At 71.0% G+C, this 26,889-nt stretch carries 25 protein-coding genes; 10 read left to right on the forward strand and 15 right to left on the reverse strand.

Annotated features, from left to right (window positions below):
- The first annotated feature begins 19 nt into the window (after positions 1 to 19).
- Entirely contained in the window at positions 20 to 607 is a 588-nt protein-coding gene (locus KIK05_RS41880) for a hypothetical protein (protein ID WP_214416472.1), read from the forward strand.
- Positions 608 to 670: 63 nt separating this feature from the next.
- On the opposite strand, the gene KIK05_RS41885 is transcribed toward KIK05_RS41880, so the two are convergent.
- From KIK05_RS41885 to hppD, 3 genes are read right to left on the reverse strand one after another with little or no spacing between them, the layout of a single operon-like run.
- On the reverse strand, positions 671 to 2,113 hold the full coding sequence (locus tag KIK05_RS41885; RefSeq protein WP_214416473.1) for a M1 family metallopeptidase: 1,443 nt from the start codon (positions 2,111 to 2,113) through the stop codon (positions 671 to 673).
- Between the two features lie 32 nt (positions 2,114 to 2,145).
- Positions 2,146 to 2,646, reverse strand: coding sequence for an RDD family protein (locus KIK05_RS41890; RefSeq protein WP_214416474.1), 501 nt, complete (start codon positions 2,644 to 2,646; stop codon positions 2,146 to 2,148).
- A 39-nt stretch (positions 2,647 to 2,685) separates the two neighbouring features.
- Positions 2,686 to 3,786, reverse strand: coding sequence for a 4-hydroxyphenylpyruvate dioxygenase (gene hppD / locus KIK05_RS41895; protein ID WP_214416475.1), 1,101 nt, complete (start codon positions 3,784 to 3,786; stop codon positions 2,686 to 2,688).
- 102 nt (positions 3,787 to 3,888) lie between these two features.
- On the opposite strand from hppD, the gene KIK05_RS41900 reads away from it, so the two are divergent.
- Positions 3,889 to 4,362, forward strand: a complete 474-nt coding sequence (locus KIK05_RS41900; RefSeq protein WP_214416476.1) for an Lrp/AsnC family transcriptional regulator — start codon at positions 3,889 to 3,891, stop codon at positions 4,360 to 4,362.
- A 12-nt stretch (positions 4,363 to 4,374) separates the two neighbouring features.
- Here KIK05_RS41900 and KIK05_RS41905 read toward each other — a convergent pair whose 3' ends face one another.
- Entirely contained in the window at positions 4,375 to 4,947 is a 573-nt protein-coding gene (locus KIK05_RS41905) for a TetR/AcrR family transcriptional regulator (RefSeq protein ID WP_214416477.1), read from the reverse strand.
- Between the two features lie 85 nt (positions 4,948 to 5,032).
- Here KIK05_RS41905 and KIK05_RS41910 point away from each other — a divergent pair, with 85 nt between their 5' ends.
- Positions 5,033 to 5,455: a nuclear transport factor 2 family protein gene (locus tag KIK05_RS41910; RefSeq protein WP_214416478.1), complete on the forward strand. Its 423-nt coding sequence runs from the start codon at positions 5,033 to 5,035 to the stop codon at positions 5,453 to 5,455.
- A gap of 119 nt (positions 5,456 to 5,574) precedes the next feature.
- A complete protein-coding gene (locus KIK05_RS41915; RefSeq protein WP_214416479.1) occupies positions 5,575 to 7,725 on the forward strand; it encodes a transglycosylase domain-containing protein in 2,151 nt (716 codons plus the stop codon).
- Between the two features lie 20 nt (positions 7,726 to 7,745).
- Here the strand turns inward: KIK05_RS41915 and KIK05_RS41920 are convergent, their stop codons facing one another.
- The 4 genes from KIK05_RS41920 to KIK05_RS41935 all read right to left on the reverse strand — a co-directional run bounded on the left by KIK05_RS41920 (position 7,746) and on the right by KIK05_RS41935 (position 12,825).
- A complete protein-coding gene (locus tag KIK05_RS41920) occupies positions 7,746 to 9,716 on the reverse strand; it encodes a thioredoxin domain-containing protein (protein ID WP_214416480.1) in 1,971 nt (656 codons plus the stop codon).
- A gap of 97 nt (positions 9,717 to 9,813) precedes the next feature.
- Positions 9,814 to 10,839 carry a glycoside hydrolase family 113 protein gene (locus KIK05_RS41925; protein WP_250564336.1) on the reverse strand — a complete coding sequence of 342 codons (1,026 nt, stop codon included), beginning with the start codon at positions 10,837 to 10,839 and terminating at the stop codon, positions 9,814 to 9,816.
- Between the two features lie 27 nt (positions 10,840 to 10,866).
- On the reverse strand, positions 10,867 to 11,547 hold the full coding sequence (locus KIK05_RS41930) for a VC0807 family protein (RefSeq protein ID WP_214416481.1): 681 nt from the start codon (positions 11,545 to 11,547) through the stop codon (positions 10,867 to 10,869).
- 144 nt (positions 11,548 to 11,691) lie between these two features.
- Complete coding sequence (locus KIK05_RS41935; protein WP_214416482.1) at positions 11,692 to 12,825, reverse strand: epoxide hydrolase family protein; 1,134 nt, start codon at positions 12,823 to 12,825, stop codon at positions 11,692 to 11,694.
- A gap of 91 nt (positions 12,826 to 12,916) precedes the next feature.
- Between KIK05_RS41935 and KIK05_RS41940 the strand changes: the two genes are divergently transcribed.
- Positions 12,917 to 13,873, forward strand: a complete 957-nt coding sequence (locus KIK05_RS41940) for a helix-turn-helix transcriptional regulator (RefSeq protein ID WP_372455657.1) — start codon at positions 12,917 to 12,919, stop codon at positions 13,871 to 13,873.
- Positions 13,874 to 14,151: 278 nt separating this feature from the next.
- Here KIK05_RS41940 and KIK05_RS41945 read toward each other — a convergent pair whose 3' ends face one another.
- Complete coding sequence (locus KIK05_RS41945) at positions 14,152 to 14,871, reverse strand: carboxymuconolactone decarboxylase family protein (RefSeq protein ID WP_214416484.1); 720 nt, start codon at positions 14,869 to 14,871, stop codon at positions 14,152 to 14,154.
- Between the two features lie 85 nt (positions 14,872 to 14,956).
- On the opposite strand from KIK05_RS41945, the gene KIK05_RS41950 reads away from it, so the two are divergent.
- A complete protein-coding gene (locus tag KIK05_RS41950; protein WP_214416485.1) occupies positions 14,957 to 15,589 on the forward strand; it encodes a TetR/AcrR family transcriptional regulator in 633 nt (210 codons plus the stop codon).
- A gap of 92 nt (positions 15,590 to 15,681) precedes the next feature.
- Here the strand turns inward: KIK05_RS41950 and KIK05_RS41955 are convergent, their stop codons facing one another.
- Positions 15,682 to 15,897: a Uma2 family endonuclease gene (locus tag KIK05_RS41955; protein ID WP_214416486.1), complete on the reverse strand. Its 216-nt coding sequence runs from the start codon at positions 15,895 to 15,897 to the stop codon at positions 15,682 to 15,684.
- Between the two features lie 25 nt (positions 15,898 to 15,922).
- On the reverse strand, positions 15,923 to 16,684 hold the full coding sequence (locus tag KIK05_RS41960; protein ID WP_214416487.1) for a DUF5919 domain-containing protein: 762 nt from the start codon (positions 16,682 to 16,684) through the stop codon (positions 15,923 to 15,925).
- A gap of 172 nt (positions 16,685 to 16,856) precedes the next feature.
- Here KIK05_RS41960 and KIK05_RS41965 point away from each other — a divergent pair, with 172 nt between their 5' ends.
- Both KIK05_RS41965 and KIK05_RS41970 read left to right on the forward strand, forming a co-directional pair.
- Positions 16,857 to 17,264, forward strand: a complete 408-nt coding sequence (locus tag KIK05_RS41965; RefSeq protein ID WP_214416488.1) for an ATP-binding protein — start codon at positions 16,857 to 16,859, stop codon at positions 17,262 to 17,264.
- Positions 17,265 to 17,490: 226 nt separating this feature from the next.
- The gene (locus KIK05_RS41970) at positions 17,491 to 18,342 is read left to right on the forward strand and encodes an alpha/beta fold hydrolase (RefSeq protein WP_214416489.1); all 852 of its coding nucleotides are present in this window, start codon (positions 17,491 to 17,493) and stop codon (positions 18,340 to 18,342) included.
- A gap of 23 nt (positions 18,343 to 18,365) precedes the next feature.
- On the opposite strand, the gene KIK05_RS41975 is transcribed toward KIK05_RS41970, so the two are convergent.
- The gene (locus KIK05_RS41975; RefSeq protein ID WP_214416490.1) at positions 18,366 to 18,965 is read right to left on the reverse strand and encodes a TetR/AcrR family transcriptional regulator; all 600 of its coding nucleotides are present in this window, start codon (positions 18,963 to 18,965) and stop codon (positions 18,366 to 18,368) included.
- Positions 18,966 to 19,058: 93 nt separating this feature from the next.
- Here KIK05_RS41975 and KIK05_RS41980 point away from each other — a divergent pair, with 93 nt between their 5' ends.
- Together KIK05_RS41980 and KIK05_RS41985 are read left to right on the forward strand one after the other, a co-directional pair.
- Positions 19,059 to 20,279: an alpha/beta hydrolase family protein gene (locus KIK05_RS41980; RefSeq protein ID WP_214416491.1), complete on the forward strand. Its 1,221-nt coding sequence runs from the start codon at positions 19,059 to 19,061 to the stop codon at positions 20,277 to 20,279.
- An 18-nt stretch (positions 20,280 to 20,297) separates the two neighbouring features.
- Positions 20,298 to 20,876: a TIGR03086 family metal-binding protein gene (locus tag KIK05_RS41985; RefSeq protein WP_214416492.1), complete on the forward strand. Its 579-nt coding sequence runs from the start codon at positions 20,298 to 20,300 to the stop codon at positions 20,874 to 20,876.
- Positions 20,877 to 20,956: 80 nt separating this feature from the next.
- Here KIK05_RS41985 and KIK05_RS41990 read toward each other — a convergent pair whose 3' ends face one another.
- The 3 genes from KIK05_RS41990 to KIK05_RS42000 form a co-directional block, all read right to left on the reverse strand.
- Entirely contained in the window at positions 20,957 to 21,415 is a 459-nt protein-coding gene (locus KIK05_RS41990; RefSeq protein WP_214416493.1) for a deaminase, read from the reverse strand.
- Positions 21,408 to 22,112, reverse strand: a complete 705-nt coding sequence (locus KIK05_RS41995; protein WP_308250355.1) for a RibD family protein — start codon at positions 22,110 to 22,112, stop codon at positions 21,408 to 21,410. The genes KIK05_RS41990 and KIK05_RS41995 overlap by 8 nt, the downstream gene beginning before the upstream one ends.
- Before the next feature lie 341 nt (positions 22,113 to 22,453).
- Positions 22,454 to 26,842, reverse strand: coding sequence for an HAD-IC family P-type ATPase (locus KIK05_RS42000; RefSeq protein WP_308250356.1), 4,389 nt, complete (start codon positions 26,840 to 26,842; stop codon positions 22,454 to 22,456).
- Positions 26,843 to 26,889: the final 47 nt, after the last annotated feature.

Below are 26,889 nucleotides of genomic sequence, written 5' to 3' on the forward strand. Positions count from 1 at the left end.
CGGTGCATCCAACCGATACGTGAAGACACCGAAGCGGACACTCGCGCTGGCCACCCTTTCCCTGGCGGCGGCTGGGACGCTGTTCGTCCCCGCCGCCCAGGCGGCGACCGGGAGCGCGAACTCCTGTCCCACCCCCAGCAAGGCGGAGATGAAGCGGTCCCACGACGTCAAGATCGACAAGCCCGCGAGGGGGACCGGCGCCATCAAGGGACTGCGCGTCGGCCACATCCCCAAGGGCTTCACCTATGGCGGGGTCGTGACCGGCAAGCACGACGGGGCCGTCGAATACGGTTACCAGTGGGGCGACGACCGGGCGAACGCCGACCCCGAGCAGCGGAGCCTGTGGGTGCGCGTGGTGTGCTGGCCGGACGCCCAGAAGCTCGCCGACCTGAAGAAGCTTCCCGTCACCTATGGGACCTTCGGCGCGAACGTGAAGACCGCGAAGATCGGCGGCCGCCAGGTGCTGACCAAGCCGGGCGACGGCGCGCTCGGCGACGGCACGTACGTCGGCTGGGTGGAGCGCAAGGGCGTCGCGATCACCGTGATGGCCTCCACGCCGCTCGTCCCCGAACTCGACAAGATCGTCAAGAGCATCACCCTGCCGTGACGCCCTTCCGGCCGTCCCGCCCCCCGTGCGCCGGTCACGCGGGGCGGGGAGGATCGTCCGGCGCTATTGCTGCGACGGGCGGACGGGCTTGAACAGCCAGGCGTCGAACAGGGCGTCCAACTGCTGCCCGGAGAGCTTCTCGGCGAGCTTGACGAACTCGTCGGTGGTGACGTTGCCGTACTTGTGCTGGTCGGTCCAGGTGCGCAGGAGCGTGAAGAACGTCTGGTCGCCGATGCGCTGGCGCAGCGCCTGCAAGGTCATCGCGCCGCGGATGTAGACCGAGCCGTTGAAGAGGTCCTTCGGCTGGGCGACGCCCGGAGGGTACTGCCAGATCGGGGCCTTGGTGTCGGCGTAGTAGTCGTCGAAGGTCGCCTGGGCGGTGGCCCCGCCGTTGTGCTCGCTCCAGAGCCACTCGGCGTAGGTGGCGAAGCCTTCGTTCAGCCAGAGGTCCTTCCAGCGCTTGACGCTCAGGCTGTCGCCGAACCACTGGTGGGCGAGCTCGTGGGCGATGATGCTCTCGTCGGGGTCGAAGCCGCCGTACATCGGCTTGGTCTGGTTCTCCAGGGCGTACCCCGCGGCGAAGTCGTCGATCACGCCACCGGTCGACGAGAAGGGGTAGGGCCCGAAGACCTTCGACCAGTAGTCGGTGACCTTGGACGACACCGAGTAGAGGAAGTCGAGGTTGCGGCGGTACGTCGGGTCGACGGCCGCGTACAGCGGTATGCCGTCGGCGGTCTTGCCCGTCTTGACGTCGAACTTCCCGAGGGTGATCGTCGCGAGGTAGGTGGCCATCGGGTGGCCCTCACGCCAGCTGAACGTCGAGCGGCCGCCCGAGGTGACCGGCGCGCCGCGCATCTCGCCGTTCGCGACGACCGTCGTGCCGGCGGGGACGGTGACGTCGAAGTCGTAGGTCGCCTTGTCGGCCGGGTGGTCGTTGCACGGGAACCACGTGCGGGCGCCGTTGGGCTCGCTGGTGACGAACGCGCCGTCCTTGGTGGGGATGAAGCCGTAGGTGCCGAGGTTGGAGGAGTTGCGCACCGGGTCGGGCTTGCCGGCGTAGTCGACGGCGACCGTGAACGTCGTGCCGTCGGCGATCACGCTCGACGGGGTGATGACCAGCTCGTCGCCGTCCCTGGTGAACGTCGCGTCCCTGCCGTCGACCGTCACCTTGCGCACGGTGAATCCGTGCAGGTCGAGGTCGAACCGCGACAGGCTCTGCACCGCCTTGGCCTTGACGCTCGCGGTGCCGGAGAGGCTCTGGGTGGGCGGGTCGTAGGCCAGCTTCAGCGCGTAGTGGTCGACGTCGTAGCCGCCGTTGCCGTCCTTGGGGAAGTCGGGGTCGCCGATGCCGGCGGCGCCGGGCATGCCCGCACCGGCCGGCGGATTGCCGGGGTTGGCGACCTGACTGGGCGCGGTCGCCCCGATCGACGGCGAGCAGGCGTTCACCCCGAGCACCGTGGCGGACAGCAGGACGGTCGTCAGCCGCTTGGGCCGCTTGAGCTGCATGTCTCGCAGACTACGCGAGAAAACCCAGGTCATCAGGCATCTACGACAATGGTCGAGGCGGCTTTGTCATGCAAAGCCTGCTTCTTGCCGTCGAAGAGTATCCACAACAGGTCCACCAGACCCAGGCAACAGACCAGGCTGAAGATCCCGTACACCAGCTCCCGGATCGCCGCCTGGCCCGGGGTCACGCGCTCCTGGGTGGGGTCCTGCACGACGCGCAGCCGGAAGAGCTTCTTGCCCAGCGTCTGCCCCCGCCAGAAGGCCGTCAGCAGCCAGAAGTAGAGAAACCACACGACGGCGACCGCGAGCCCGTTGCGGGCGCTGACCACCTCGACCGTGCCGTCGGGCATCCGCTGGGCGACCGTGGTGGACAACGGCGAGGTGATCACGGCCACGATGAGCAGGTCGGCGGCTCCGGCCAGCAGCCGCCGGAAGCGTCCCCCCAGGGGCGCCCCCCAGGGGCCGTACGGCGGGCCGCCCCCGCCGTAGGGCGGTCGTCCGTACGGCGATGGCTCGCCCGCTGGTGATCCCATGGCTGCTTGATCACCAGCGGGCGTTCACCCCAAACGCGGTCAGAGGTTGCCGCGGCGGGCCTGCTCCCGCTCGATGGCCTCGAACAGCGCCTTGAAGTTGCCCTTGCCGAAGCCCAGGGAGCCGTGCCGCTCGATGAACTCGAAGAACACCGTCGGCCGGTCCTGCACGGGCTTGGTGAAGATCTGCAGCAGGTAGCCGTCCTCGTCGCGGTCGACCAGGATGCGATGCTTCTTCAGCTCCTCGATCGGGGCCCGCACCTCGCCGATCCGGGCGCGCAGCTCGGGGTCGTCGTAGTAGGAGTCCGGCGTGTCCAGGAACTCGACCCCGGCCGCCCGCATCTCGGTCACCGTGCGGATGATGTCGTTGGTCGCCAGGGCGATGTGCTGCACGCCCGGCCCGCCGTAGAACTCCAGATACTCGTCGATCTGCGACTTCTTCCGGCTGACCGCGGGCTCGTTCAGCGGGAACTTCACCTTGCGGGTGCCGTTGGCCACGACCTTCGACATCAGCGCCGAGTACTCGGTGGCGATGTCGTCGCCGATGAACTCCGCCATGTTGGTGAAGCCCATCACCCGCTTGTAGAACTCCACCCATTCGTCCATCTTGCCGAGCTCGACGTTGCCCACGCAGTGGTCGATGGCCTGGAAGTACCTCTTGGCGGGCGGCTCCACGATCGGCTCGGCGGGGACGTAGCCGGGCAGGTAGGGGCCGCTGTAGTTCGACCGGTCGATCAGGGTGTGCCGGGTCTCGCCGTAGGTCGCGACGGCCGCCATGACGACCTTGCCGTGCTCGTCCTCCAGCGTGTACGGCTCCACCAGGCCGCGCGCGCCCGCGCCGGTCGCGTGGGCGTAGGCGGCCTCGACGTCGGGGACGTCGAGGGCCAGGTCGATCACGCCGTCGCCGTGCTCGGCCACGTGCCGGGCCAGGTCCGTGCCCGCCCGCACCGAGCCGCGCAGCTCGAACCGCGCGCTGCCCGAGGTGAGCACGTACGCCGCCTCGTCGCGGCTCCCCGTCTCCGGGCCCTTGTACGCGACCAGGCGCATCCCGAAGGCCGAGGAGTAGTAGTGCGCCGCCTGCTTCGCGTTGCCCACCGCGAAGACCACCGAATCCATGCCGTGTACGGGAAATACATCGCTCATGAGGTCACTCTCGGATGGCGTGACCGATATGTGCAAGCGTTACCCAAATGGGTGGGCAGTCTGTCTAGCGGATCCGCGATTCGACTCGTAATCCTGTACAGCATGACGATTGACGAACTCGACGCCCGCCTCATCAAGCTGCTCGCGGCCGAGCCCCGCGTCGGCATCCTGGAGGCGTCCCGGAGGCTGCACGTGGCCCGGGGCACCGTGCAGGCGAGGCTCGACCGGCTGGTGGCGAGCGGCGTGATCACCGGGTTCGGCCCGGACGTCGACCCGGCCGCTCTCGGGTATCACGTGACCGCGTTCGTCACCCTGCAGATCAGGCAGGTCAGCGGGCACGATCCGGTGGCGAGCCTGCTCGCCGCCATTCCGGAGGTGCTGGAGGTCCACACGATCACCGGCGGCGGGGACATGCTGTGCCGGGTGGTGGCGCGCAGCAACGCCGATCTCCAACGGGTGATCGACCTGATCGTCGACGTCGAGGGTGTGGTGCGGACGTCGTCGGTGATCGCCCTGGACACGCCGGTCGCCTACCGCGTGCTGCCGCTGGTGGCCGAGGTGCCCCGCCACCGCTGACAGCCGGTCCCGTCAGCCGTCGGCGCGGGTGAGCGACCGCAGGCACGGGCGCAGCAGTTCGACGATCTGCTCGGGAGGGGCGTCGCGCAGGTCGTCGAACTTGAGGAGATGGCGGCTCACGACGAGGCCGATCATGATCGCGCTGATGGTGGCGGCGCGCACGCCCGCGTCGTCCCCGGGGATCGCCTCGCGCAGCGATTCGCTGTAGCGGGCGGCGTTCTCGGCGGCCGCCCGGGAGGCGCCGGGGTGGGTGAGCATCGACCGCATGACCGCCAGCGAGGCGACGGGCTCCTCCGCGAGGGAGGCGGCCAGGGTGGAGAGCAACTGCTCGGTGAGCTCCGCGGGCGTGCCGCCGGCCGGTTCGTCGGCGCTGGTGCGGGCGGTGGCCCGCAGGAACAGCTCCTCCTTGGAGCCGAAGTAGTGCATGACCAGGCCCGCGTTCACCCCGGCGGCGGTGGCGACGGCCCGGATGGTGGTCTGCTCGTATCCCGTGTCGGCGAACAACCGCTTCGCCTCGGCCAGGATGCGGGCTTCGGTGTTCCTGCGCTGTTCCGCCCGGGAGACGCGTGGTCGGGGCTCGCTCACGGGTCGATTGTACGGGCGTTGACCCGGCCTCCATTTCGTTATACGCTCGTTTAGTAAACAAGCGTTCAATGAAAAGGAGCCCGTCATGGCCACCCCGACCCCGCGTGAGATCATCGACCGCCGCCGCCGTCTGGTCCTCGACAAGGACGCCGACGGCTTCGCGGACCTCTTCGCGGCCGACGGCGTAGTGGAGTTGCCCTTCGCGCCGCCCGGCATGCCCAGGCGCATCGAGGGGCGCGACGCGATCCGCGCCTTCTCCTCCCACGCGTTCAGCCCCCGGGTCCGGATCGACGACCTGTCGGCGAGCGCGGTGTACGAGACGACCGATCCCGAGGTCGTCATCGTCGAAGTGGAGAGCAGGGGGACGGTGACGGCGACCGGGCGGCCGTTCCAGGGCACGTCCGTGCAGGTGTTCCGGGTCCGGGACGGCGAGATCGTCCTCTTCCGCGACTACTGGAACCCGCAGGGCCTCGCCGAGGCGCTCCACGCGATCACCGACCGAACGTGACGGGCCGCTCCCGGGCGCGTCACGTGGCTCGACGCACGCGGCATCGTTATCTATCGTTTACTCTGGACGATCCGCCCAGCTTACGGGGGTTTGCTGAGCAGTAGATCGGGGGTTGCGCCGTGCGGGACGGACGGAAGAAACGCCGCTCGAGGCGTCGGCTGCTCCACCGGTTCCTCATCGCGGGCGGCATCGCGGTGCTGGCCCTCGCCGGGATGGTGGCCGTGGCATGGGCCCTCACGCCGATCCCCGACTCCACGCAGAAGCTCGCGACCGCGCAGGGCTCGCTGATCTACTACCGCGACGGCAAGACCGTGCTCGCCCGGCAGGGCGTCAACCGCAAGAGCGTCTCCCTCGACCAGGTGCCCAAGGTCGTCCAGGACGCCGTCATCTCCGTCGAGAACCGCACGTTCTACCAGGACCAGGGCGTGTCCCTGCAGGGCACCGTGCGCGCCATGTGGTCGACGGTCACGGGCAACCAGGTGCAGGGCGGCTCCACCATCACCCAGCAGCTCGTGCGCAACTACTACAGCGGGCTCAGCCAGGAGCGCTCCGCGACCCGGAAGTTCAAAGAGATCCTGATCGCGCTCAAGGTCGACCAGTCGAAGCCGAAGTCGTGGGTGCTGGAGCAGTACCTCAACACCATCTACTTCGGCCGGGGCGCCTACGGCATCCAGGCCGCCGCCCAGGCGTACTTCGGCAAGGACGTCGGCGGCCTCGACACCTCCGAGGCCGCCTACCTGGCCGGGGTCATCCAGCAGCCGTCGCGCTTCGCCTCCCCGCAGGGCGCCGACCTCGACGCCGCCAAGGCCCGCTGGCAGACCGTGGTGAACGCCATGGTCAGGACCGGCGCCATCGACCAGACGCAGGCGTCGGGGCTCACCTTCCCCAAGCTCGCCAAGCTGAAGAACCCTCTGTCGCTCAACGGGCAGAAGGGCTACATCCTCGCCCAGGTGCGGGCCGAGCTGAACCGCAACGGCTACAGCGACGAGGACATCCAGCAGGGCGGCCTGAAGATCACCACGACGTTCGACAAGCGGCTCATGGCCGCCGCCGCGCGCGCCGTCTCCGACAGCCTCCCGCAGGACACCTCCGACAAGGTGCGCACCGGCCTGGCGGCCGTCGACCCGGGCACCGGCGAGGTCGTCGCCTTCTACGGCGGCAAGGACTACGCCGTCAACCAGTACGACAACGCCTTCTCCGCCAAGGTGCAGGCCGGGTCGACCTTCAAGCCGTACACCCTGGCCGCGGCGCTGGAGAACGGCTACGGTCTCGACACCCGCGTGCAGGGCAACTCGCCGATCCGCGTCGCCTCGGCCAAGCAGCCGATCCCCAACGCCGGCGACCAGTCGTTCGGCTCCGCCATCGATTTGGTGGAGGCGACGCGCAACTCGGTCAACACCGCCTTCGTCGATCTCGCGCAGAAGGTCGGCCTGTCCAAGGTGGCCAAGGCGGCCGAGGCCGCGGGCATCCCGGCCGACCAGATCGCTCGGCAGAAGGACTTCCCGACCTTCCCCCTCGGCACGGCGTCGGTCAGCGCCGTGCAGCAGGCCTCCGGGTTCGCGACCTTCGCCGCCGAGGGCGTCCACCGGCAGGCGCACGTCATCCGGTCGGTCACCGACGCGCAGGGCAAGACCAGGAAGTTCACGGCCGAGGGCGTGCGCGCGTACAGCCGGCAGACGGCGGCCGACGCGACGTACGCCATGCAGCAGGTCGTCGAGGGCGGCACCGGCACGGCGGCCCGCCTGTACGACCGCCCGGTGGCCGGCAAGACCGGCACCAGCGACTCGGCGAGCTCCGTCTGGTTCGTCGGGTTCACACCGCAGCTGTCCGCGGCGGTCAACATGTTCCGTGACGACAACAAGACGGTGTCCGTCCCGGGATACGGGGCTCTGTACGGCGGCTCGCTGCCCGCGCGGGTCTGGCGGGCGTTCATGACGGAGGCCATGGCCGGCAAGCCGGTGAAGGACTTCCCGCCGCCCTCGTCGTACAACCAGGGCTACGACGACTGGTACGGCGACAACGGCGGCGGCTGGGACCAGAACGGCGGGAACGGCGGGAACGGCCAGGACCGCCAGAACGGCTGGGGCGGCGGTGGCGACGGCGGCGGCGACCCTCGTGGCGGCCCGCCCACCACCGCTCCGTCCCCCCAGCCCAGTGACACCCCGCCGACGTCGGACCCGCTCCCGACCGGCGGCCCCGACCAGAGCCCGCCCCCGGACTCCGACCAGACCACTCCCGACCTCGTGGAGACCCCGCCTCCGCCGGCCTAGTCTCCCGGGCCGGCCGCCGGTCACCCCCTCCTGGAACCCAGCAGTTCCCTCTTCAGGTCGCCGGGGGTGGTGACCGGGGCGTGACAGGTGAAGCCGCGGCAGACGTACGCCGCGGGCTCCCCGCCGACCAGGCCGCGGCCCTCCATGAGGGGCACCTCGCCGTCGCCGAGGGCGATCACCAGGCCGGGGACGCCGGCCATGAGCGCGGCTCGGTGCAGTGCGGCCGTACGCGGATCGTCCAGACCGCCGGTGATGGCGACCTCCACCGGACCGGCCAGGGCGGCCTCGGTCACCGCCAGGCCCCACCCGGCGAAGCGAGCGTGCCGTTCGGCCAGCACCGACACCGTCCCCAGCGCCGCCTCGGCGGCCTCCCGGTGCCGGGCCGAACCGGTCAGCGCGCCGTACGACAGCAGCGCACCCGCCGCCGCGAACAGCCCCGACGGCGCGGCGTTGTCGGTCGGGTCCTGAGGCCGCTGGAAGAGCCGCTCCCCGTCGTCGGGGGTGTCGTAGAAGCCCCCGGAGCCGTCGGGGAACCGCGTCAGGACGGTCTCCAGCAGCTCACCCGCCCGATGGAACCAGCGCGCGTCCCCGGTGACCGCGTACAGGGCCAGGAAGCCCTCCGCCACGTCGCCGTAGTCCTCCAGGACTCCGGCGTTGTCGCCCGCGCGGCCGTCCCGCGAGGTGCGCACGAGCCGGCCGCCGTCGATGTGCACCTCGTCCAGCAGTTCGGCCGCCCGGGTCGCGGCCTCGACCAGGCCGGGCCGCTCGAACAGCGCCCCGGCCTCCGCCAGCGCCGCGACGGCCAGCCCGTTCCAGGCGGCCACCACCTTGTCGTCCCTGCCGGGACGCACCCGGGCCGAACGGGCGGTGAGCAGCTCCGCGCGCACGTCGTCCAGCAGCGCCACGTCATCGGGGTCGGACAGCAGTTGCAGCACCGAGGTGCCGTGCTCGAAGGTGCCCGCCTCGGTCACCTCGAACACCGACGCGGCCCACGCGCCCCGCTCCTCGCCCAGCGCCTCGCGCAGTTGCGAGGGCGTCCAGACGTAGAACCTGCCCTCCACGCCCTCGCTGTCGGCGTCCAGCGCCGAGGCGAAACCGCCCTCCGAGGTGCGCATCTCCCGCAGCAGCCAGTCGGCGGTCTCCAGCGCCACCCGTCTGGCCAGCGGGGACCCGGTGGCCCGCCACCACTGGGCGTACACCCGCAGCAGCAACGCGTTGTCGTACAGCATCTTCTCGAAGTGCGGCACCACCCAGCCGGCGTCGACGCTGTAGCGGGCGAAACCGCCGCCGAGCTGGTCGTAGATGCCGCCGCGCGCCATGGCCTCCAGGGTCTTCTCCGCCATGCGCACGGCGTCCGGGGTGCCGTGCCGCAGCAGGAAGGCCAGCACCATCGACGGCGGGAACTTCGGCGCGCCGCCGAACCCGCCGCGCACCGCGTCGAAGCTCCGCTCCAGGTCGCGTACGGCCTTCTGCGTGGTCTCGGCGGTCGGCAGCGGCCCGGGGGGTAGCGCGGCGGCCTGGCCGAGCGCCTCCACCACCTTCGAGCCCTGCGACAGCACGGCCTGCCTGTCGGTCGCCCACGCCTGCCCGACCCCGGCGACCAGCCGCTGGAACTGCGGCCGTGGGAAGTAGGTGCCGCAGTAGAACGGGTCGCCGTCAGGGGTGGCGAACACCGTCATCGGCCACCCGCCGTGCCCGGTCATGGCCGTGGTGGCGTTCATGTAGACGGCGTCCACGTCGGGACGCTCCTCGCGGTCGACCTTGACGTTGACGAACCGCTCGTTCATCATCCGGGCGGTCTCGGGGTCCTCGAAGCTCTCGTGCGCCATGACGTGGCACCAGTGGCAGGCCGAATAGCCGACCGAGATCAGCAGCGGGACGTCCCGCCGCCGCGCCTCGGCGAAGGCCTCCTCGCCCCATTCGAACCAGTCGACGGGATTGTCGGCGTGTTGCAGCAGGTACGGGCTGGTCGCGTCCTTCAAGCGGTTCATCGAGATCCCCCCGCGTTCGCTCTGCTCGCCGGCCACCGGCTGTGGTGCTCCTGACCCCTGCGGTCCCTCTCACACTAGACCGGCGGCGCGAGCGCGATCACCGCGCGGGTGAAGGGCCGCCGTAGGCGGCGGCGAGGGCGTGGAAGGCCTTTTTCGGCTCCCAGGCCAGGTCCGGGTAGGCGGTGCCCGTGCCGTCCTTCAGCACCCGCACGACTCCGTACGCCCCCAGGTCGAGGTCGAGGCGCGGGTCGGGGTCGTACGGCATGTGGTAGCCGGCGAAGGTGAACCAGAAGGCGGTGTCCACGGCCTCCTCCTCGAAGATCGCCAGCAGGTCGGTGAGGTAGCGGACCTGCTCGTCCTCGTCGCGGACGTAGTCGCCGTTCAGACGCGGAGGCGTGGCTTCGTGGTCCACGATCGCCCAGGCCATCCCGCCGCGCGCCCCGGCGCCGGTGTACGCGCAGGTGCCGAACTCCGTCACCGCGACCGGCTTGCCGTGCCGGAAGTACGACCGCAGCTCGTCCCGGTAGCTCGCGGCGTTGCCCTCGTCGCGGTACCCGTCGAGCGCCACGATGTCGAAGGGCGTCCAGTCGACGTTCTCCCACATGCCGGAGGCGTAGCTGACCTGGCCGCCGAACACCTTCCGTACGGTCGCGACCGCCTCGGCGAGGAAGGCGTTGAACCGGGCGGGCAGCGTGGCCATCGCCTCGTACACCTTCGGGTCGCCGGACATGAGCGCGTCGATCCGCTTGTGGAAGTCCTCGCCGGGGATGAACCCGGCGGCGAACAGGCTCATCTCGCAGCCGGTCACGAAGACCACCTCCGCCCCGCCACGCCGCACCTTCTCGGCCCGCTCCGCGCAGTCGGCGAAGAACGGGAGCAACTCCTCCGGGCCGAGCTCGCAGGGGAAGGGGGAGAACCAGACCGCAAGGCCGGCGTCCGCCGCGTGCCGGGCCGCGACCTCGATCCGCCCGGGGTCGCCGCCGGTGATCCGGACGGCGGTGCAGCGCAGGTCGTCGGCGATGACCCGCATCTCCCGGCGGACGACCTCGGGGTCGAAGTGCTCGCGGGAGTTCCTGCCTGCCGGGAAGAAACCGGTGTCGTAGTTGATGCCCTTGCCGCGCATGATGGTGCTCCTTTCGTAGGGAGGATGTCAGGCCTTCCGGGCCTCGGCGTCGATCATCTTCTGCATCGGGTCGAAAGCGGCCCCGCCGCTGACGATCATGGCGAGGACGATGGCGCCGATGAGCATGACGGTGGACAGCCAGACCATGGTCGAGATCGGCAGCGTGAAGGCGCCGATGATCCTCGCGGCGCACTCGGCGAGCAGCGCGCCACCCCAGATCATGCTGTACAGGCGTTCGGCCCGGCGGAACCGCTGCGAACCGGCCGACAGCCGGTCCCAGGCGGCCGTCCTCACCGGGTCGCCCTTGGTGACGAACGGCTTGAGACCCGCCGACATCAGCGGCCTGCCGCGGAACGCGGAGACCAGGATGGACAGGCCGATCACGCTGCTGATCGCGGAGTCCTTCGCCATCATCAGCCGGGCGTCCCCGGCGACGAAGGTGAGCAGGATGCCGGCCACGTTGACCACCAGCATCAGCCCGGCGAGCCCGTTGAACGTCCTGTCGCGGACGATCCCGGCCAGCGTGCGGACGGCGGGGACGACGCTGCTCAGCGCGAGCGAGGTGAGGAGGTCGAGGCCGAGGCCGTCCTTCAGGAGGTAGTAGGTGCCGAGGGGGACGGCGACGTCGAGCACCAGCGGCTTCAGCGTCTGGATCAGGGGGTTGCCCTGCGGCTTCGCCGTCGCTTCGGGGATGGTGGTCTGCGCCATTCGGGGGCTCCTGCGGGTCTCGCCGTCGTTGTGCGACAAGCTTCGCGAGAACCGGCGTCCGCCCGGCAGAGCGACCTGTCCATGGCTCGGCGGTACAAATGTCCCGGCCGCGCCCCCCCGGAGGGACGGCGCGGCCGGTGGCGGTCAGCGGACCTTGGCGAAGAACGCGCCCAGGTCGGCGGCGAAGTGGCCCGCCTGGTCCATGGCGATGAAGTGGTGGCCGCCGGGGTTGTCCTCGGGCCAGTGGACGATGGTGCTGGTGCGCTCGGCGAGCCGGCGGATGCCGGGCGGCCCGCTGTACACGCCGGTCGGCACGGCCTTCTGCCCCTCCGGCCAGCCGAATCCGGTGCTCTCGTAGTACGGCCAGGCCGAGGAGCCGAACGTCCCGGTGAACCAGTACAGGCTCAGGTTGGTCAGGAACAGGTCCCGGTCGATCACCTGGTCCAGCGGTTCGTCCGAGGCGTTGAACTCGTGGAACTTCTGCGTCATCCAGGCCAGCGCGGCGACCGGGGAGTCGTGCCATCCGTAGGCGAAGGTCTGCGGCGCCGCGCGCAGCAGCCCGTGGTGGTCCACGCCGTTCATCCAGTCCTGCCCCATGAGCCGCTCGTAGCCCTCGCGCTCCTCCTCGGTCATCTCCGGGAGGTCGTCCTGCGTCGGGAAACCGAGGCCGGCGGTGATGTAGACGCCGGCCACCTCGTCCGGGGCCGCCTTGGCCATCTCGGGGGCGACGTACGCCCCGAAGTCCCCGCCCTGGACGCCGTACCGGTCGTACCCGAGGCGGCGCATCAGCTCCACCCACAGCCCGGCCACGCGGGCGGCGCTCCAGCCCGTGTCGCGCGGCGGCGCGGAGAATCCGAAGCCCGGCACCGAGGGCACGACGACGTGGAACGCCTGCGAGGGGTCACCGCCGTGCGCGGCCGGATCGGTGAGCCGCCCGACGAGCTCGGCGAACTCCACGAAGGAGTTCGGCCAGCCGTGGTTCAGGACGAGCGGCAGCGCGCCGGGGACCGAGGAGCGCACGTGCAGGAAATGGATCTCCTGGCCGTCGATCTCCGTGGTGAACTGGGGGAACTCGTTCAGCCGGGCCTCGTGCCGGCGCCAGTCGTACTCCTTGTGCCAGTACCCGGCGAGCTCCTCGAGGACGGTGACGGGGACGCCGCGGCTCCATCCCTCTCCGGGCAGCTGCCGGGTCGGGCGGACGCGGGCGAGCCGGTCGTGCAGATCGTCCAGGTCGGTCTGCGGGATGTCGATACGGAACGGCCGGATCTCGGTGCTCATGGATCTCTCCTCGTGCGTCGCGGTGACCTGACCGACGATAGAGACCATGTAGGTCGGATCCTGTCCTACATAGCGGTGCATGATGGATCCCGTGAGCGACAGTCCCGAACGCCTTTTCCGACTTCTGTCCCTGCTGCAGACCCCACGCGAGTGGCCCGGCAGCGAGCTGGCCGAGCGTCTGGAGGTCAGTCCCCGCACGGTCCGCCGCGACATCGAAAGACTGCGCGACCTGGGATATCCGGTGCAGGCGACCATGGGCGCGGCCGGCGGATACCGGCTGGCCGCGGGCACGGCCATGCCGCCGCTGCTGCTGGACGACGACGAGGCGGTGGCCATCGCGGTGGGCCTGCGCACCGCCGCCGGGCACCCGGTGGACGGCATCGAGGAGGCGTCCCTGCGGGCCCTGACCAAGCTGGAGCAGGTGCTGCCGTCCCGGCTGCGGCACCGGGTCGGGACGCTCGGCGCCGCCACGGTGCCGATGCTGAGCGGGGAGGAGGCGAGCGTCGACCCGCGCACTCTGGTGGTGCTCGCCGCGGCCGTCGCCAACCGTGAACGTGTGCGCTTCGCCTACCGCGCCGCCGACGACGCCGAGAGCAGGCGTCAGGCCGAACCGTACCGCCTGGTCGCCGCCGGGCGTCGCTGGTACCTGCTCGCCTACGACAACGACCGCGACGACTGGCGCGTCTTCCGCGCCGACCGGATCAGTGACGCGCGGCCGACCGGCGTACGCGTCCCGGCCCGGGTGCCGCCCGAGGAGGACCCGGCGGCGTTCGTCAGGCGCAAGCTGCACTCATCGGCGCCCACCTACGAGGTGGTGGCGACCCTGCGCCTTCCGGCCGGGCAGGCGGCCGCACGGCTGGGCGCGACGGCGGCCGGCATCCAGCCGGTCGACGAGCACAGCTGCCGCCTGCGCGGGCACGCCGACACGCTCGAATGGCTCGCGGCACGCCTGCTGATGCTCGGCTGCGATTTCGAGGTGCACGAGCCGCCGGAGCTGGTGGCGTACCTGCGTGAGGTGGGCGCCCGCGCCACGCGGGCCGCCGGATGATCGGCAGCAGAACAACGGCGCCCGCCGATGGCGTGCGCCGTTGACCGGACTTCTGGACCGGTGAAGGTCAGGCGGTCGCGGTGACCAGGAGAGCGATGCCGAGCAGGATCACGACCGGGATCAGCCACATCACGGCCTCAACCGCGAACTCCTTGTACATGTGCAGTGTCTCCCTCATGGATGATCTGTTGCGCCGTGAATGGCTCGCCATGCAGCTTAACCGGACGAGACGAGAGCGTTGACCAGGTAGATCACATTCTCCGGGAGGCGCTCGGGTTTCAGGCGGCGCCGGCTTCCGCCAGGTGGGCGTTGAGGGCCTTCCAGGCCTGCCAGGCCCTCGTGGCGCCGAACTGGGCGTTGAAGCGCAGGACGGCCCGCACGTCGTCGTGCGACGCGCCGGCGCCCAGCGCGCGGCCGGTGTGGATCCGGAACGTCTCGTCCAGCGTCTGGTAGTGCACGTCGATGCTCATGGTCACGAACGCGCGCTCCCGCACCGAGAGGGTGCCGGGGCCGTAGCCGGTCCGCATCCGGGACTGCAGCTCGAACCATTCGGTGAAGTGCGGGTCCAGCGCGAGGAGGTGGGCGCGGACCGGCTCGGGCAGGGGTGTGGGCGCGGCGCCGGGGCCGGTCAGCAGCAGCTCGGGGGCCAGCGGTTCGGCGTCCGGGCGGGGGAGGCCGTCCGCCGCCTCGATCTCGGCCAGCCGTTCGAGCGCGGCCAGCGCGGCGTGGTACCCGCTGTCGTACGAGATGAGGCGCAGCAGTGCGCGGATGTCGGCGGTCGACACCCCCCGGGCCATCCCCCCGCGTACGTGGATCTCGAACGGGAGGCCGAGGCTCTGCTGGCAGACGTCCGCCGTCACGGCCAGGAGGACCTTTTCACGGTCGCTCAGCTGGGGGAGCGCCCAGGCGTGCTCGACGGTGGCGACGGCCATCTGGGCGAAGACGGGGTCGAGGGCGATCACCCGGTCGCGGGGGGAGGCGCCGGTTGCGAGGGTCATGGTGATTCTCCTTGTTCATATGTAGCGCTACAGGCGTAGCGCTACGACTGTAGCCCAATGTCGATCTCGATACAATGGCGCGGTCATGGACACCACCCCGGCCCCCAGCGCCGCCACCCGCCGCCGGCCCAACGCCCGCGGGCAGGGCGAGCGGCTGCGTGAGGAGATCGTCACGACGGCCGTGGGCATGCTCGACGAGCTCGCCGACGACGAGGCCCTGTCCCTGCGCGCCGTGGCCCGCGAGGTCTCGATCGCCGCGACCTCCGTCTACCTGCACTTCCCCGACCGCGACGCCCTGGTGCAGGCCGCCATGCGCCGCTGCCACGAGGAACTGGTGCGGACCGGGGACGCCGCCGAGGCCGCACACGAGGACCCGGCCGCGCGGCTACGCGCGCGCATCCTGGCGCAGGCCGCCTGGGCGGAGGCGCATCCGGGGCTCTACAAGGTGCTGCACGAGAGCAAGGTGCACCGGCGGCTCGGCATGCCGTTCAAGGAGGTGCTGGTCGAGCGGACGACGACGGCGGTGCGGCGCTGCATGGACGCCGGCGCCGCCCCGCCCGGCGACGCCGCCACCGTCGCCATCGATTTGCGGGCCGCCGTCAACGGCATGCTGTCCCAGCGCATCAACGAGCCCGACCTGCGGTGGCCCCCCGCCGCCGAACAGATCGACCGCTTCCTCACCAAACTCGTCGGTCTCACCCTGCCGACCGCCGACTAGCCCCGGATAAGGCCCTCTCAGACCTGGAAAAGGTCCTCGCCTCCGCGCCCTGGGGGCGCTCCGGCTCGGGCTGTTTTTCTGGGTGCTTCGCCCTACCGCACGTCAGCGCATGAGCGATGAGTGCGAAGGTGTGGATGGTGAAGCCGGATCTGGTCGTCGATCTCGGTGATGTCCTCGCCGTGGTCGCCGTCCGGGAACGAGGTGACGATGACGCGACCGTTGATCAGCTCCACCCGCAGATGATCAGGAGCCACCCGGTCGAGGACCTCGAAGTCCTCGACCGTGACGTCGGGCCGCCCGGTGGACATGCGTTGAGAACAGGCCGATCGCGCGTCAGGAGTAGCTGTTCTCGCCCTGCGCCACATCTCGCCCGCCGTCCCACAGCTCGGTGACGTGGTAGGCGAAACGGTCGAAGAGGCCGTCGTCCTGGCGGCGTCTGAGGTGCAGCATCGGGGCGTCGTGGCCGACCAGTCTCGCCAGATGGGGTGTGACCAGCATTTCGGTGTCGAATCTGAAGACGCTCATCGAGATGTGGTCGTCGCTGAACCTCGCTTCTATTCCGGGAACGGCCCGAAGTCGCTCCAGTTCCGAAAGGGTGATGCGAATTCGGGTGGAGACGGTCAACGGGACGCCCTCCACCTGCTCGCGGTGCCGCGTCACCTCGCTTTCGGGGTCGCCCACCAGGAAGCGGATCCGGCATCCCTGCTCGGCTTTCCGCTTGAGGACTTTCGCCAGGTTGGGATGCTCCAGCCAGAGGAAGTAATTGGTGTAACCGGCGAAGATCATTTCTTTGGCGGCTGAGCCCATCAAGCTCCGCCATATCGACTTCGGGCATGCCGAGCGATAGGGGTAAACGCTCAGGATCTCGCGGTCGGGGCCGGTTTTCACGGTGTTGCGAATCGCCTCTGGCCAGAGCATCGACGAATCAACTCCCAGGACCTCAGCGGCAGCCCACTGATGTCGTTGATGCGGAATCCGCGTCTCGTCCTGCACCCACCGTGCCACCGTTTTGACGTCCACACCGCAACGCTGTGCGAGGTCTCGGTCGGTGACCTTCGCGTCCTGCATGGCACGGCGCAGGAGGACATTGGCCACGGTACACCTCCGATCGGGAGGACGTGAGGGACGTTCCTGAGCCTAACGTCGGAACGTCCGAGACGTCTCGTGAACGTGGTTGGTTCGTAACTCACCGCGATCGACGCTGGTCCCGACCGCACAATTCGATCCTCGAAATGCCCTATTTGGGATCGCTTTCGAGGTTCGTGGGATGAAAGGCAAAGGCGTGACCGCCGGGACTCTGCCAGGCGTCATCGATCTTGTTGGTTCCCCCGAGTCCGTAGCTCGAGCGCGTGAGTTCATCAGAAGGAAACTGCGTGAGGACCACCCGGCCTTCGATGACGTGACGCTGCTGACCTCGGAGGTCGTCACGAATGCCGTGGTGCATTCGGACTCCAGGTGTGGAGGGAAAGTCATCGTGGCGCTGGCCGACTGCCACGACTTCATTCACGTCGACGTCGTGGACGCCGGCGCCGAGACGACTCCATGCGTCAGGCAGGAGGATTTCACCGAAGGCGGGCGGGGGCTCATGCTCGTGGAAACACTTTCGAGCGCCTGGGGGACGTACGACCATCACAGAGGCCGGACGGTTTGGTTCCAGGTGAAATACAAGCGGTAGGAGGGTGAAGGGTGCGGCCGTCAGGGGCCGGCCCGAAGCCTCGATGAAGCCGGGGCTCGTGGCGGCCTGTGACGATCTTCGCTGCCGGGATGGCGGGTTGTGGCCGGGGTGAGGAGGGGCTCGGCGGAGCGGCTCGGGCGTTGACGCGATATGTCGTGACCTCTAACATCGAGTTATATCGCGTTATAGGAGCGCGGTAAAGCTGTCTGAGCTGGAGAGTGGACTCGTGAAGGACGTCAGCGCATCGCACACCGCCGGTTCCGTCACCTCGCGGGACGGGACCACGGTCGGTTATCTCCAGGTGGGGCGAGACGGGCCGGGCCTCGTACTCCTCCACGGCGGCATGGAGACGGCGGAGCACCACTTACAGCTGGCCGAACAGCTGGCGGGCGATTTCACCGTCTACCTTCCCGACCGCCGCGGGCGCGGCATGAGCGGCCCGTACGGGGAGGGCTACTGTCTGCGCAAAGAAGTCGAGGACGTCAAGGCGCTGCTCGACGAGACGGGTGCCGAAGTGGCCTTCGGCGTGAGCTCGGGGGCGATCATCTGCCTGCAGGCCGGCCTCGAACTGCCGGAGCTGCGCAAGATGGCGATCTACGAGCCGCCTCTTTCGATCAACGGCTCGTTCCCGGTGGACTGGCTGACGCCGTTCGACAAGAAGATCGCCGAAGGGGATCGCCTGGAGGCGCTGGTCATCGCGACGAAGGCCACCCGGCAGTTCGGCCACACATTGCCCCGATGGCTGATCAGGACCATGGCGCGGATCATGCTGGGCGACATGGTGCGGCTCGTGCCGACGTTCCACTACGACGCGCGGCTCGTGGTCGAAACGCTGGACCAGTGGCGGCGCTACGAGGACGTCAAGGCCGACGTCCTGCTCATGGGCGGTGGCAGGAGCCCCGCCTACATGAAGACCGCTCTCGACGCTCTGGAGCAGGTCCTGCCGCACGTCGAACGCGTCGAGTTCCCCAAGCTCAACCAGGGCGGCTCCGGCAACCGGAACAGAGGGGGGAATCCCGCTCTCGTCGCCGGCACCATGCGTGAGTTCTTCGCACGGCCGGGCGCGCAGGGCCGCTGACGGAACCGTCGTTGCGTTCCGCGTCAGTGCGGCTCCGTGCTCCGGGCGAGGGACAGCAGCAGATGGTCGACCAGTGAGTCGACGTAGCCGGGGGTGAGTGGTCCCAGGCCGAACAGGACGCGGATGTACATCGGGGCCAAAATGTGGTCGAGGATCTCCATGCCGCCCGGTGGGCGTTCGCCGCGTTCGCGGGCCCGGTCGAGCATGCCCTGGAGCTGGCGCCCGCGTTCGGCGAGGAACTCGTCGCGTGCCCGGCCGCCCGCCTCGCCCGCGCTGGACAGGGCGATGACCAGGCGAAGGACGGCCAGCCCGTCGGGTCCTGTGACGTCGCGGGCGACGTTGGCCGCGTAGGTGCGCAGGTCCTCCTCCAGGCTCCCCGTGTCGGGGATGGGGGAGGTGGTGGTGAGCCAGGTGATCGCCACGTCCACGAGCAGGGCCTCGAGGGTGCCCCAGCGGCGGTAGATGCTCGTGTCGGCCACCCCGGCGCGTGCCGCGACCTCGCCGACGGTGAAGTTGCCGTATCCCCGTTCCGCGACCAGGTCGGTGGCCGCCTGGTGCACCGCGGCACGGACGCGCGCGCTGCGCCCTCCGGGCCGCCGCGCCGGCTGTCGATCCTCTTCCACGCTTCCACCTTAACGCAGCTCTGACTTGCGTTTGCTGATTCCATAACTGTACGGTCCTCCTAAACGCAGTCAACAACTGCTTTAGGAGCGATCGTGGAGCCTCTGTTCTTCTCCGGCAACCCGCAGTTCTGGTACGAGACCCTGCGCACATTCGGGCACATCGCCTACGGTGGTGCCGACTTCGGCGAGGTCGTGGTGACCGCGCGGCGGATCACGGCCGGTGACTACGACAGCTGGCACGATGAGTGGCTGGCCACCGCCGACCGGGTGGCCGCCGAGGGGCGGACGGCCCTGGCCGCCGGGCACCGGATCAGCGCCCGGGACGCCTTCCTGCGCGCGTCGAACTACTACCGCTGCGCCGAGTTCTTCCTGCACGGCGACGCCGCCGACGCGCGCATCCTGCACGCCTACGACGCCTCGGTCGCCTGCTTCCGGCAGGCCGCCGCGCTGTTCACCCCGGCCGTCGAGCCGGTGGAGATCCCGTACGAGGGTGGCGTCCTGCCCGGTTACCTTTACCGGGCGGATGACTCCGGCGCGCCGCGGCCGACCGTGGTGATGTGCAACGGGTTCGACGGCACGGTGGAAGAGATGCACTTCTTCGGCGCCGCCGCGGCCGTCGAACGCGGCTACACCGTGCTGTCCTTCGACGGCCCCGGCCAGCCGGGCACCCGCTACCACCAGGGGCTGGTGTTCCGTCCCGACTGGGAGAACGTGGTCGGTCCCGTCCTGGACCACGCCCTGACCCGGCCCGAGGTCGATCCCACCCGGATCGCCCTGTTCGGCGCGAGCATGGGCGGCGTGCTCATGCCGCGCGCCGCGGCCTTCGACCATCGCGTCGCCGCCCTCATCACCCTGGACGGGATCTACGATCTGGGCGTCATCGCCACGTCGAGCATCCCGCTGCCCCGCGCCGAGGCCGAGCGGCGGCTGCGCGCCGACCAGGACCCCGAGCTGGATGCGATGCTGGAGGCGGCGATGGCCGCCGCTCCCATGATGCGCTGGGCCATGGAACACGGGATGTTCGCTCTGAACGTCGACACCCCGCGCGCGTTCGGCGCCGCCTATCTCGACTTCCACGTGCGCGACGGCGTCGCCGAGAAGATCACCTGTCCGACCCTGGTCTGCGCCGGGGCCGACGACGGGTTCTTCAAGGGCCAGCCCGAACTGCTGTACCAGCACCTGACCTGCCCCAAGACGCTGCTGGAGTTCACCGACGAGCATGGCTCCGACGCCCACTGCCAGTCCGGCATCCAGCGCCTGGCCTTCGCCCGCGTCTACGACTGGCTCGACGACGTCTTCGGCACGACCGCCTGAATCTGCAAGGAGAACGACATGACCACCGTGATCGATCAGATCGACCGCGCTCTCGCCATGACCACCGCCGTCGTCAAGGGCGTCACCGGCGACCTGCTCCCTGCCCCCACACCGTGCCCGGGATGGGACGTACGGACCGAGCTCAACCACCTGGTCGGCGGGATGCGGATCTTCGCCGCGGAGCTCGGGGGAACCGAGGCCGGCGGAGCCCATGAGGACGACTGGCTCGGCACCGACCCGCAGGCCGCCTACATCGCCGCCGCCGACCTCGATCACGCCGCCTGGCACCGCCCGGACGCCCTCCAGGGCACCGTGCGGCTGGGGTTCGGCGTCGTCCCCGCGCCGATGGCCGCGCTCATCCACCTCACCGAGGTCCTCGTCCACGGCGCCGACCTGGCGATCGCCACCCGGCAGGAGACGCTCATCGACGAGCAGGCCTGCGCGGACCTCCTGGAGATCATGCGCGGCATGGACTTCGAGGCCTTCCGCCGCCCGGGGATGTTCGGCCCCGAGGTCGCGGCCCCGGCCGACGCCCCGGCCCATCGGCGGCTCCTGGCCTTCCTCGGCCGGGACCCGCGACCGGCCGCCCACTGCTGAGCACCACGCCGCACGCGGTCCAGATCTATCGACGAACACGTCGCCAAGCACCATTGGCGGCCCGAAGCCGGACGGGTGTCTCAGCTGGGGAACAGGTGGGCGTTGACCTCGCGCACGCCGGGGGCCAGGGCGGGGATCTCGACCACTTCGACGCCGGCCTCGCGCAGCGTCTCGGCGCCGGTGCAGTCGACGAAGACGTCCGGCTCGCGCCAGGCGAACACCACGCGCCGGATGCCGGCGGCGATGATCAGCTCGGTGCAGGCGCGCGGGCGGGAGGCCCGTGTGGTGCACGGTTCCAGCGAGCTGTAGATGGTCGCGGACGCGAGCCGCGGATCGCCGGGGGCGACCTTGGCCAGGGCGGCCTCCTCGGCGTGGTCGTGCGGGTCGCCCTCCCGCGAGTATCCGGTGGCGAGCACCTCGCCGCCGGCGCCGACGATCACCGCGCCGACGGCGAACGCGGTGGTGGAGACCGGGCAGCGGCGCGCGAGCTCGATCGTCTCCTCCAGCCACCGCCGGTCGGCCGCGGTCGCCTCAGCCACCGGGGGTCTCCCCCTCGTGGCCGGACGGCGTGAGGTACCGCAGGAGGACCACCTCGCCGATCCGCCGGGTCTCGGCGAGGCGGAGAGGGTTGTCCGGGCCGTACGGGAAGGCGCCGTCGCCGACGAAACGCGGGGCGCCGGAGTCGCCCACGAAGAACGGGGCGACGACCAGGTGGAGCTCGTCGACCAGCCCGGAGGTGAGGAAGAGGGTGTGGACGCCGGTGCCGCCCTCGACCATGAGCCGTCGCACGCCGCGAGCGGACAGGTCGGCGAGCACGCCGGGAAGGTCGAGCGGGTCGCCCGCGTCGGCGATCGTCGCCACGCCGCCGAGCCGCTCGCGGGTCTTGGGCAGGCCCGGACCCGTGACGTAGACGATCTTCTCGACGTCGCCGAGGGTGAAGAAACGGGCCGCCGGGTCGAGGTCGCCGTTGCCGGTCAGCGTGACCTTGAGCGGCGTCTCGCCGAGCCCCTGCCGGAGGCGTTCGGCGCGGCGGGCGGCGGAGCGGACCAGCAGCCGAGGGTCGTCCCTGCGGACGGTCTCGGCGCCGACCAGGATCGCGTCACAGCCGGCGCGCACCTCGTCGACCCGGTCGAAGTCGGCGTCGTTCGACAGGGCGAGCGGACGGTCGGAGCGATCGTCGATGTAGCCGTCGATCGACGTCGCGACCGACAGCAGAACGTACGGACGATGGGGCACCGGAACCTCCATGACGAAGGTCTTCATCATGGACCCGAGCCGGTGATATGCCGAATCCGGCCCGTGGGGGGCCGGATGCCCGGACGGGAGCGCCGGGCGGAGGGGGTCAGGCGGCGGCGGGGATGGCCCTGTCCACCCAGACCTGGACAAGGCGCACGACGAGCGCTTCGACGAGGATCACGGCTGCCTTGGCGAGCACGGCGGCGAAGAAGTCGGACATCAGAACCTCACTGGTGGGACTGCTCTGTTGTATACAGCATCGGCCCTGTTTGTGGCTAGATGTCCATTTCAAGATGAACGCCAGATGAACGATGTGTGGCGGTTGCCTGTCGGCCCGCTGATCACGTGGCCGCCGGTACGGGCTCCGCCTCCGCCGGTGCCGGCTCCGCCTCCATCTTCGAGATCAACCGGCCCGCCAGCCCGGACACCGCGCCGCTGCCCAGCCCGATCGCCCAGCCGAGCGGCCCCACCGGCCGGCAGCCGAACAGCCCGCTCAGCCCCGGAGTCGAGACCGCCACGAAGAGGCACGCCATCGACGCCGACGCCGCGGCGATGACCATGGGATCCCTGCCCCCCACCATGAGAGTCTGCATCAGCTGGGCCGCGACCAGGCCGATCAGGCCGACCGTGTCCGCCCGCCCCGCCGTGCCCGTCGCCCGCGCGAGCAGCCACGCCGCCCCCGCCGACGCCGCGGTGGCCCCGGCCCGTACGTAGATCGCCCGGTTCAGGGCGGCGCCGAGCGAGGCCTCCGGGCCTTCCCGCAGGAGCTTCTCGGGGCTTGTCGCGCTCGGCGGTCGCACGGCTATCGCCAGGGCGGGAAGCATGTCCGTCAGCAGGTTGACCAGCAGCAACTGCCGGGCGTTCAGGGTGTTGCGGCCGAGGATCAGGTTCGACCCGACGGTGAAGGTGATCTCGCCGAGGTTGCCGCCGAGCAGGATGCTGAGCGCGTCCCGGACCGAGCTCCACATCGCCCGGCCCTCGACGATGGCCTCGACGATCGTCTCGATGCGGTCGTCGGTCACCACCACGTCGGCGGCGGACCGCGCGGCCGGGGTGGCGCGGGAGCCGAGCGCCACGCCGACGTCCGCCAGCCGGATGGCCGGGGCGTCGTTGGCGCCGTCGCCGGTCACCGCCACGACCTTGCCCGCGCGCTGCAGCCCGGCGACGATGCGCGCCTTGTGCGCCGGGGTGACGCGGGCGAAGATCGACACCTCCGGGAGCGCGTCGGCGAGCGCCTCGTCGCTGATCTCGTCCAGCTCGGGGCCGGTCATGACCCGCATGCCGTTGAGCACGTTGAGCTCGGCGCCGATGGCCTCGGCCGTGCTCGGGTGATCCCCGGTGATCATGACGACCCGCACGCCCGCCCGTGCCAGCCGCCGTACGCTCTGCGCCGCCGTCGGGCGCACCGGGTCGGCCAGCCCGAGGAAACCCAGGAAGCACAGCTCGCCGATACGGGACTCGTCCAGGTCGCCGCGGTTGGAGGCGGGCCGTTCGGCCACCGCGAGCACCCGGTAGCCCTGCTGCGCCAGCCGGTCGACCTCCTTGGCGAGCGACCGCCTGGCCACCTCGTCCAGCGGCGTCTCCTCGCCGTCGCCGTGGACGGTGGCACACCGCGTGAGCACCACCTCGGGCGCGCCTTTCACGCTGAGCAGGTGCCCGTCCCCGATCTTCCCCAGTACGGCGTGGTAGCCGCGCGCGGGCTCGAAGGGAAGCTCCGCGACGCGCTCCCAGCCGCCCGGCCCCTCGGACGGCGTGACGCCCAGCCGGTCGGCCCCCTCCAGCACCGCGCGGTCGGTGAGGTGCGGGACGACCCGTTCACCGCTCGGCTCGGGACCGGCGCGCAGCGCGGCGGCCAGGATGTGCCGGAACTCCGGCGGGAGGTTCTCGGCCGGATGCTCCACCCGGCCGTCGGAGACGCGTCCGAGGCTGATGCGTCCCTCGGTGAGCGTGCCGGTCTTGTCGAAGCACAGCACGTCGACCCGGCCCAGGGCCTCGATGGTCGACGGGTTGCGCACCAGCGTCTCGCGGGCGGACAGCCGCCTGGCCGCCGACAGCTCGGCGACGGTGGCGATGAACGGCAACCCCTCGGGCAGGGCGGCCACGGCGAGGCTGACCGCCGGGGCGACCGCGGCGGCGGCGCTGGAGCGGCGCAGCAGGTTGGTGAGCATCAGCAGGACGCCGGACCCGATGGCGAGCGGCATGATCTGCCGGCTCAGGGCGCGCAGCCGCAGCTCGACACCCGTCGGCGGCGCCTCGCGGGTGCTCATCCGGGCCGTGCGTCCCGCCTCGGTGGCGGCGCCGGTGGCGACGACGACGCCCAGGCAGTAGCCGGCCGCGATCGTGGTGCCCTGGTACACCATGGAGGTGCGCTCGGCGAGGGCCGGCTCGGCCGTGGGCGCGGGCGACTTGGAGACCAGCTGCGACTCGCCGGTGAGCGGCGCCTCGTCGACCTCCAGCCCGCGTGCCTTGATGACGCGGCAGTCGGCGGGTACGGCGTCGCCCGCCCGCAGCTCGATGACGTCGCCCGGCACGAGGTCGCCCGAGGTCGCGCTCACCGTTCCCTGGGGGCGGCGCAGCCGTACGCGGATCGCGGCGGCTCCGGCCAGCCGGGTGAGCGCGCGGTCGGCGTTGCTGCGCTGCACCCCTCCGATGAGCCCGTTGACGCCGAGCACGATGCCGATCAACGCGGCGTCCAGCACGGAGCCCACGACGGCGGACACCCCCGCGGCGGCGGCCAGCACCGGGGTCAGCGGATTGGCGAGCTCCTCGGCGGTGGCGCGCATCAGCGACAGCGGCCTGCCGCCGTCCTCCTCCCCGGGAGCGGTCCTGCGGCGCGTGGCCTCGGCCTCGGTGAGCCCGGTGGGGGCGGAGGAGATGCGGGTGAGCACGTCCTGCACGGGAAGGGCGTGCCAGGGGGTGCGGTCGACCTGCTGGGGGAGCCGGTCGCGTCCGAGGTTGCGCGCCGTCCACGCGCCGGCGCCGAAGCTGAGCAGCGAGGTCGCGTCGCCGAGGAGCTGGACGCGCCGCACGGCGCCGGTGGCGGGCCCGAGAAGGGTCAGAGCGCTCCCGGCGGTCATCCCGGCGACGGTGGCCTTCACACTGCGCTTACTGGTGGTCCTGGCGACGGGGAGCGCCTTCAGCAGGAGGTGGACGGCCTCGGCGGTGCCCAGCACGGCCGCCTCCCATGGCAGCCGGTCGGACCCGGTCAGCAGGCCGATGCCGATGTCGGACTCGCGCAGCCCGCGACGCGAGAACCGGGTGACCAGGACGACCCCGTGCCCCTCCGCCTGCAGGCCGCGGACGGTGGCGGGCAGCCGGGCGCCGCCTTCGACGGGCTCGCCGGTGCCGAGACGCCACGCCAGGCTCGGATGGCCGCCCGCAAGGAGCACCCGGCACGCGCGGCGCGCGGCCTCGACGAGCGCCTCGGCGTAGGGGTGGAGCTCGGGGACCATGCCGACCAGGGCCACTCTGCGGCCCTGGTAGCTCACCGCGGTCGGGTACACGTCCTGCTCGCGCCAGTGGGAGGCCTCGTCGGGCACCGACGGCAGCGGCGTCACCGCCCAGTCGCCCTGCTCTCGGCGTGCGGTGGCGTCCGCGCCTTCGAGGAGGGTGTAGACGCGCGCGTGCAGCTGGTCGGTGTCGACGCCGGGGGCGGAACCCACGGGGATCACCTCGTGGATCGTCCAGGCGTCCAGCGTCAGCACGTCGGCGTCGAAGACGACCGTGTCGACGCGGTCGGCGCGGCGCAGCGCGTCGCGGTCGAGCACCAGGGCGCCGCGCCTGGCGAGGGCTCGGCCGAGGGCGATGAGGAAGGCCTCGCGGCCGAGCCGGGCGGCCTTCGGCGTGTTGGTGACCAGCATCCCCAGGGCCCGCTCCCGGTCGGGGCTCACCACCGACGTCAGCCCGTACGACGCGAGCGCGCCGACCGCCGCGGTGTCGGAGAGGCGCTCGATGGGCCCGTACGAAAGGGGCGCGGGCCGCGGTGAGACGAGGTCCGGGCAGATGTGGTGGTAGGCGCCCTTCCTGACCGCGAACTCCTCTTCGCGGGCCGCCCACGCCTGGCCGTTCGCGTGCGCCTCGATATAGCGGCCGGCGGCGCCCATGGAGTCGATGAGCATGGCGAGCGGGCGCATCGCGATGGCCTGGACGGTGAAGCGCGTGGTGGCGAACAGCAGGTTCGCGGTGGGGCGTCCGAGACGGCGCTCCAGCTCGTGCCGCACGCGGGGGGTCGACTCGGCCAGCTGCAGCAGCGCCGGCAGCGTGGCGGGCGCTCTGGTCGTCTGCACGGCCTGACCGGCCAGCGTGAGACCGAGCCCGAGGAGCCCGGCGCCGAGTTCCACGAGCGCGGCGGCGCGCTGCTCGACGGGATGCCGGGCCCTCCGGGGCCCGGCCCCGCCGCTTCCCGCGGCGTCCCGCTCAAGGGTGTCGAACTCGTCGACCACGGCCGTGAGCCCGCGAATGTCGGCCGCATCCGGGTCGCACTCGACGAAGACGAAGCCGAGCGCGCCGTTCACCTCGGCGCGGCCGGCCCCGTCGAGCGCGCAGAGGCGCTCTTCCAGCTCGGTCGCCCGCTCGGAGGTGCCGGGGGCGCCGAGGTGCCGCAGCTCGACACGGAGGCCGCCCGCGCACCGGTGCACCTGGCGGGGGCAGGGCAGCACCTCGCGGACGCCCTCCGGGAGCATGGACGCGAGCATGCCGACCGAAGTCCTGAGCTCACGAAGCAGGAACACGACGCCTCCTGGGACCCCCGCACCCATACGCCGACCAGACCGCGTGG

Source organism: Sphaerisporangium fuscum, assembly GCF_018531465.1.
In the GTDB taxonomy this organism is placed as follows: domain Bacteria; phylum Actinomycetota; class Actinomycetes; order Streptosporangiales; family Streptosporangiaceae; genus Sphaerisporangium; species Sphaerisporangium fuscum.